At 40.1% G+C, this 7,193-nt stretch carries 4 protein-coding genes; 1 reads left to right on the top strand and 3 read right to left on the bottom strand.

What is annotated here, in order from left to right; all coding sequences use genetic code 11:
• Positions 1 to 759 precede the first annotated feature (759 nt).
• Positions 760 to 5,145 (top strand): S8 family serine peptidase, encoded by a 4,386-nt coding sequence (locus V7149_RS05140; RefSeq protein WP_438824085.1) that lies wholly within the window; start codon positions 760 to 762, stop codon positions 5,143 to 5,145.
• Positions 5,146 to 5,252: 107 nt separating this feature from the next.
• On the opposite strand, the gene V7149_RS05135 is transcribed toward V7149_RS05140, so the two are convergent.
• The 3 genes from V7149_RS05135 to V7149_RS05125 all read right to left on the bottom strand — a co-directional run.
• Entirely contained in the window at positions 5,253 to 5,396 is a 144-nt protein-coding gene (locus V7149_RS05135) for a YjcZ family sporulation protein (protein WP_438824030.1), read from the bottom strand.
• Between the two features lie 35 nt (positions 5,397 to 5,431).
• A complete protein-coding gene (locus V7149_RS05130; protein ID WP_335344575.1) occupies positions 5,432 to 5,545 on the bottom strand; it encodes a YjcZ family sporulation protein in 114 nt (37 codons plus the stop codon).
• Positions 5,546 to 5,855: 310 nt separating this feature from the next.
• Positions 5,856 to 7,193, bottom strand: a 1,338-nt coding sequence (locus V7149_RS05125; RefSeq protein ID WP_335344574.1) for a flotillin family protein, incomplete at its 5' end; no start/stop codon positions are given.

Below are 7,193 nucleotides of genomic sequence, written 5' to 3'. Positions count from 1 at the left end.
TCCCTCATACAAACTATTAGACGAATAAGGTACAAAAAAGAATCACTTTTCAAAACATATTAATGACTAATGTTGTAATATTCCCTACCTTACCAATTGTTAGCAATGATTTCCAGATCATTTATTCCTTAAATTCAATAGCATTTTAGATATGTATATCTATTCTCCTGCTCAATCATTTGAAAACAGGATAAAAGTATGTTTTTTGATCATTCCATTTAACTAGTACTATCTATCTGTTACTAAATTAGAAAGCAGAAAATTTACATTTTTTCTAAAAAGTTACATGACTTTTTTGCTATTTTTGTATCCCGATATTATTCAAATCCTCCATTAGAATAAAAGACACATCTGCTAATGACCCACTTCCTTTTCACTATAGGTCTTTTCGGTTAAATTCACTCCCCTTTCCTTTTTCTTATTTTTTCCAAAAAATACAAGAAAAATGTCAGTTTTATATGTAAATGAACATATTTCTAGTCGTTTAGATTGAGTGTTTACTAGTTCCTTTTATCTTGACCAGTCATCTTACTCTAATTCCTTTCTCTCATTTTAATCTAGCACTCAATTCCTCTCTGATTATTCGACATCTTTTTCGATTTTCATTCGCTAAAGTTTCATTAACAAAGGGTTTTCTTTCCGCCCTTTTTGGAGGTGATTATTTTCATTTAGCAACAGCAGTCAAAATCTTATTTACCAAAACAAGGAGGGATTATTTTGAAGAAGAAAAGGAATACGCGATTTCGTTGGTTTAATATCATGTTTATTGCTTTTTTAATACTCCCGCTTATGTTCCCAAACATGGGTCAAGCGGAAGCAAATGATTCTCCACATACTTCACTTAAGAAAGCAGCTCCTGAGGCTGCAAAAAGTAAAATTAGCAGCAAATTACAAGATCAATTCGCTAATCAAGATAAAGTCACGTTTTTAATTAAGTTCAAGGAACAAGCAGACACAGCCGCAGCAGCAAAAAATGCTGAAAAAAATGCTTTAAGTCAAAATGTAACACCAGCTAAATTAAAATACATGAAACGATCCGCAGTTCTATCCTCCCTACGATCTACTGCTTTTGAAACTCAAGGCCCTGTTGCAGAATTTCTCCAAAAAATGGAGAAAGAGGGAAAAGCAACAGATGTTGAATCCTTCTATATTGTGAATGCCATCGCTGTTACTGCTACAAAAGAGGTCATGGAACAAGTCGCAGCCTTCCCTGAAATTGACAAAATTCTACCAAACGAAATTAGACAGCTGAATATTCCAGAAAAGGTTGCCGAGCCCCCTTCACTTCAGCTAGATAAAAAAACAGAAGCTGAAACGAACTCAATAGAATGGAATATTGAAAGAGTCGGTGCTCCAGCCGTTTGGGCAATGGGAATTGATGGATCTGGTACGGTTGTTGCATCTATAGACACCGGTGTCCAATGGGATCATCCAGCACTAAAGGAAAAATACCGAGGCTATAATCCAGCCAATCCTAATTCTCCAACACATGAATTTAACTGGTTTGACGCTACAGCTGGACGATCTGCACCGTATGATGATGTTGGTCATGGCACTCATGTAACTGGAACAATGGTTGGTGCAGAACCAAACGGAGCCAATCAAATCGGAGTAGCACCTGGTGCCAAATGGATTGCTGTTAAAGCGTTTACAGCAGCTGGCGGTTCAGATAGAGATCTCATTGCTGCTGGTGAATGGATTTTAGCGCCAAAGGATGCAGCTGGAAATCCTCATCCTGATAAAGCTCCTGATGTTGTAAATAACTCTTGGGGCGGTGGTCCAGGACTTGATGAATGGTATCGTCCAATGGTTCAAGCGTGGCGTGCAGCAGAAATTTTCCCAGAATTCTCTGCAGGCAATACAAGAATCGGGAATCCAGGGGGACCAGGATCAATTGCCAATCCAGCAAACTACCCTGAATCGTTCGCTACTGGTGCAACAGATATTAACAATGGATTAGGCAGCTTCTCCCTTCAAGGACCATCACCATATGGAGAAATCAAACCTGATATCTCTGCACCTGGTGTAAATATTCGTTCTTCCGTACCAGGAAGCGGGTATGAGGGAGGCTGGAATGGAACGTCCATGGCAGGACCGCATGTTTCAGCTGTTGCAGCCATGCTTCGTCAAGTTAATTCAAGTCTTTCTGTCGAAGATATGGAAGAAATATTAATCCAAACAGCTTCACCTTTAACGAACGGACAATATCCTGGAACACCAAATAATGGTTTTGGATATGGTCTCGTCAATGCATATGATGCCGTTTCCTCTGTCATATCCGGCCTTGGAAAGATTAAAGGCCAAGTAGCAAAAGAAGGCAATGATAGTGAAGCACCTGAAGTGGTTCACGTTGCTCCGCAAGAAACATACGCAGGAATGGATCTTTCCTTAGAATTAAGAGCAACTGACAACGTAAGTGTATTAAACACAGTCCTTGAATACTTAAAATCTGACGGCAGCTGGGCAACTTTACAAGGAGCAAGAATTTCAGGAGACTATAAAGATGGAATTTACAAAGTAACAATACCTGGAGATGAGATTTCTGTACCATCCATCACATATAAATGGAAGGTCAATGACTTTGGAGGAAATGAAGTCGTAACTGATAACTTTGTAGTATCTGTTATGCCTGGCATCACCATAGGCTATTCACAGGATTTTGAATCTGAGCCAATAGGCTGGACATCATTTGGTGAATTTAATAGCTGGCAATGGGGAGTGCCAACCTCCGGACCAGGAAATGCAGCATCCGGCGAAAAAGTATACGCCACTAATCTTTCAGGAAACTACGATAACAGAGCTAATATGACATTAGTTATGCCGCCAATCGACCTCCCAGAAGGAAATGCATACTTACAGTTTAAGCATTGGTATAACCTTGAAAGAAACTGGGATTTTGGCCATGTTTTTGTCTCAACTGACATGGAAAACTGGACACAAATGCTTCGCATCACGGATATTACTTCCGGCTGGATTGACGGAGAAGTTAATTTAAATGAATATGCAGGTCAAAGAATCTACGTAGGCTTCAATGTAAAAACAGATGGTTCTGTACAAAGACCAGGCTGGTACATTGATGATGTGCAGCTTTCAAACACTGCCCTACAGGCTGCAAATAGTAATCAGCTAGCAATTACGAATCCTTCTGAAGCTGCAGATGACTCCGATACTGCTCTAAAGGATGAAAAGGTAGATCCTGACAAGATTGTACCTGTAAAAGAAAAGGTAATACAAAATAATGGCTCACAAAATCAGCCTGCCCCTGCTCTCCTACCATTAACCGCTGAAGTGAGCATTTTAGAATCAGGCAGATCCGTATTTACAAAACCTTTTGATGGCACATATGAATTTACACATGCATCCGGATCCTTTACTGTGCAAGCAGAGGCTTATGGATTCCGTTCCCAGGCACAGACTGTTAATATTCCTCAAGACGGTGAAGTGACAGCTAATTTTGTTTTAGAGCCAATCCCGCAAGGAACAGTTTCTGGTACTGTTACAAATCATGCTACAGGTCAACCTGTTGCAAATGCTACACTCCTTTTAGTAGAGGATGCTGCTGTACAGCCAGTAGAAACAAATGCAAACGGAGAATATTCTATTACTGCGTATGAAGGCAACTACACGTTAAAGGTGATGGCACCTTCATACTATAGCCAAGATATTGCTATTAGTATTAGTGAAACTCCATTAGAACAAAATGTACAGTTAAAGCCGTTCATTGGTTTCCCAGGTGAAATTGGCTATGATGACGGTACAGCTGAAAATGCCCGTGCCTTCTATGATGCAGGAAATGGCTGGGCTGTTAAAATGTCTCTTACTTCTGGACACAAAAATGCAATGGTAACAGGCGGATTATTCCGATTCTGGAATACGGAATGGCCAATTCCAGGCGGAACAGCTTTCAAAGTAGAAGTATACGATGCAAGTGGTCCTGATGGTGCTCCTGGTAAAAAATTAGCAGGGCCATTCGATGCCACCGCCTTAAGAAATGGTGAATGGACACATGTTGATTTAAGTGAGCATGGAATCATGGTAAACGGCGATTTCTATATGGTTTACATCCAAACTGCACCAAATCCGAATGCTCCTGGCTTAGCAACAGATGAAAATGGAACAAATGCGAAGCGAAGCTGGCAGCTGGTAGGAGGTTCTTGGTCACCGTCACCTGTATCAGAAGGCAACTATATGATCCGTTCTACGGTCAATTATGAGGTCACTGCACCTGTGATAACGTCACCAGCAGATGGCGTATTTACAAATGAAGGAACGGTAACTGTTGAAGGAACAACGGTACCATCTACAACCGTCACTATTTTCAATCATGGCGAAGAAGTTGCAACGGCTGAAGCTACCGAAGCTGGAATATTCTCTGCTGATGTAACATTGACAGAAGGTGAAAATATCTTAACTGCGAAGGTGACAACAGATTTAGGGTCAACAGATGCTTCAAATCCTGTAAAAATTGTTTTCGACCAAACGAAACCAGAACTAGCCATTACTACACCAGAGGATAAATCAAAAACAAATAAAGAAACAGTAACCGTTGAAGGTACAGTATCCGATGAAAATCTTGATTCAGTACAGGTTAATGGTCAAAGTGCAAATATAGCCGATGGCAAATACTCACTTCGTATTATTCTAAGTGAAGGTGAAAACATAATCACTGTTATTGCTCAAGACAAGGCAGGTAATTCTGAGGAAAAAACTGTAACAGTAAATGCAAAATATACTCCACCAACTATTGAAAATCTGCTTCCTGCAGAGGACAAGGAATTAAAGAAAGGCGAAACAGTCAAAATTGAATTTGACAGCGATCCTGGGTTAAAAGGAACTTTTGCAATCAGAATGCCATTAACAAACACTGGTGGACAGCTTTCTGACGCTAATTCACTTCCAATGACGGAAACTTCACCAGGACATTATGTAGGCTACTACACGGCCACATCAAACGTAAAAGCACCTGGAGCAGAAATAGAAGTTCATGTAACAGACGACTATGGAAATGAATCTCGAAAAATTGCTGATGGCAAGCTTTACATTAATGAAAAAAAGAAAAAGGAAAAAGATAACACAGGAAAAGGGAATAATGGAAATAATAGCAATGAAGAAGTAATTGAAGAAAACGAAAATGTTGAAAATTAAGTAATCAGAGACAGGCTCAGTTTTCAAAATGGGCCTGTTTTATACTTGCATTAATTCCATTATTCAACCTGAAAAAAGCAAGAGAGGTTCACTCTCTCGCTTCCTTCTTAACAAAAGCTAAAACATGAAGCACCTACGATGATAAGCAGAATAAACAGGACAACGATTAAAGCAAAACCGCCTCCAAATCCGCCACATCCAAAACCGCCACCATAACCGCCATAACCATAGCCGCCGTATCCAAATGACATAAACCCATCTCCTCCCTATCAATTAAAAGCATTTTTTAAATAAATCCGAACCCGCCACCGAATCCCCAAGAAGCACCAATAATGATTAACAATATAAACAATACAACAAGTAGAGCGAAGCCTCCACCGCATGCAATTCCATCTGACATATTAATTTACCTCCTTTGTTTGATTCCTTATATCCTATTCAATTAAGCTATTGTGTGCGATAGACGAATGCACAATTTTTGGGTTATTTCATTAGGACAATCTATAAATCTTGTATTTTCGCCTAATATTTATGAAATAGGCTAAATTAGTGATTGGTGTTGATTTAGCCATATATGTGCTTGTGAACGGGTTTTAATCGGGACGAAAACATTCGAGAACATGCTCGAATGGCAGTTTGCGAGTCAACAAAAAAAGGGGGGATCTAAACAGATCACCGCCCTTTCGCTAAGCCATATTCAGTAATGAAAATTAATATTTACTTATTTCTCTTTCATCTTTTGCTTCATAGTCATTCTTGCTTGTCAACTCATTCGTTAGCTCATTTATGCTCTGACGGATATTTCCCTTTCCGGAAAAGTTCTCGATCAGTTCTTTTACATCAATACCTGAGGATGCTTTAAGACTTTCTTGCATCGTGGACATTAAATTCGTTGCATATCCTGTGATTTTATTAGCACCGCCATTTTTTCCGTCACTGCCTGTATCAACAACCGTAATCTTATCAATATTGGAAAGCGGGGTTGCCACTTGCTTTGCGTATTCAGGAAGCATTTCCAAAACCATATCCATAATAGCTGCCTGACCATATTGCTCAAAGGCCTCGGCAATTTTTCGTTTCGCCTCTGCTTCAGCAAGACCTTTCAGGCGAATGATTTCAGCTTCTGCCTCACCTTGTGCACGTTGTGATTCTGCTTTAGCCAATCCATCCACTCGAACTCTTTCAGCTTCTGCACGAGCTTGGGCTTCAATTAAGTATTTATTTGCATCTGCTTCAGCTATTTGCTTTTTCTTGTTAGCTTCAGCAGCCTGCTCTACAGCATACCGGTCTGCATCTGCCTTTTTCTTTACTTCGGAATCATATTGACGTTCTCTTCTTAGTATTTCTTTTTCTTCTAATTCAATTTGTTTCTGACGCTCGATAATCTTAATTTGCATTTCCTGCTCTGTTACCTCTTGCTTTGCACGTGCTGTCTCTAAATCATAGGCTTGGTCTGCCCGAGCTTTTGCAATATCCTGCTCCCTGCGGTAATCAGCTATTTTCATTTGATTTTCTTTCTCAGCTTCGGCAATCTCTGTTGCTCTTTCAAGCTCAGCCCTTTGTGCGTCTTTATCAGCTTCTGCACGTTTGATCCGCGTTTCCATCTCAGCCTCTGCTGTTGCAATATCTGCATCCCGCTTCACCTGAGCGATTCTAGGCTTTCCTAAAGAGTCTAAATAACCGTTCTTGTCACGGACATCCTTAATTGTAAATGAAACGATGATTAAACCCATTTTTGCAAGATCCTGTGATGCGACTCTCTGAACTTCTTGGGAAAACTTATCCCGATTTTTATAAATTTCTTCAACAGTCATTGAACCAAGAATCGATCTCAAATGGCCTTCAAGGACCTCTTTCGCTTCATTTTCTCGGTCTTCCTTTGATTTTCCAAGAAATTGTTCTGCGGCTGTTGCAATCTCTCCAATGGAGCCGCCAATTTTAATGATCGCTGTACCATCCGCCATAACAGGTACGCCTTGTTCTGTATATACTTCAGGAGTAGATACCTCCAGCTTACTTGATAGTAAGCTTAACGGCTCAGCCTGCTG

It is taken from the genome of Bacillus sp. JJ1503 (assembly GCF_036965125.1).
Classification (GTDB): Bacteria; Bacillota; Bacilli; order Bacillales; family Cytobacillaceae; genus Cytobacillus.
This window is presented reverse-complemented; position numbering and strand designations above follow the sequence as displayed.

Coding starts and splice junctions, on each gene's coding strand:
- V7149_RS05140 (WP_438824085.1), top strand. CDS start 760: ATGTTTATTGCTTTTTTAATACTCCCGCTTATGTTCCCAAACATGGGT.
- V7149_RS05135 (WP_438824030.1), bottom strand. CDS start 5,396: ATGTCATTTGGATACGGCGGCTATGGTTATGGCGGTTATGGTGGCGGT.
- V7149_RS05130 (WP_335344575.1), bottom strand. CDS start 5,545: ATGTCAGATGGAATTGCATGCGGTGGAGGCTTCGCTCTACTTGTTGTA.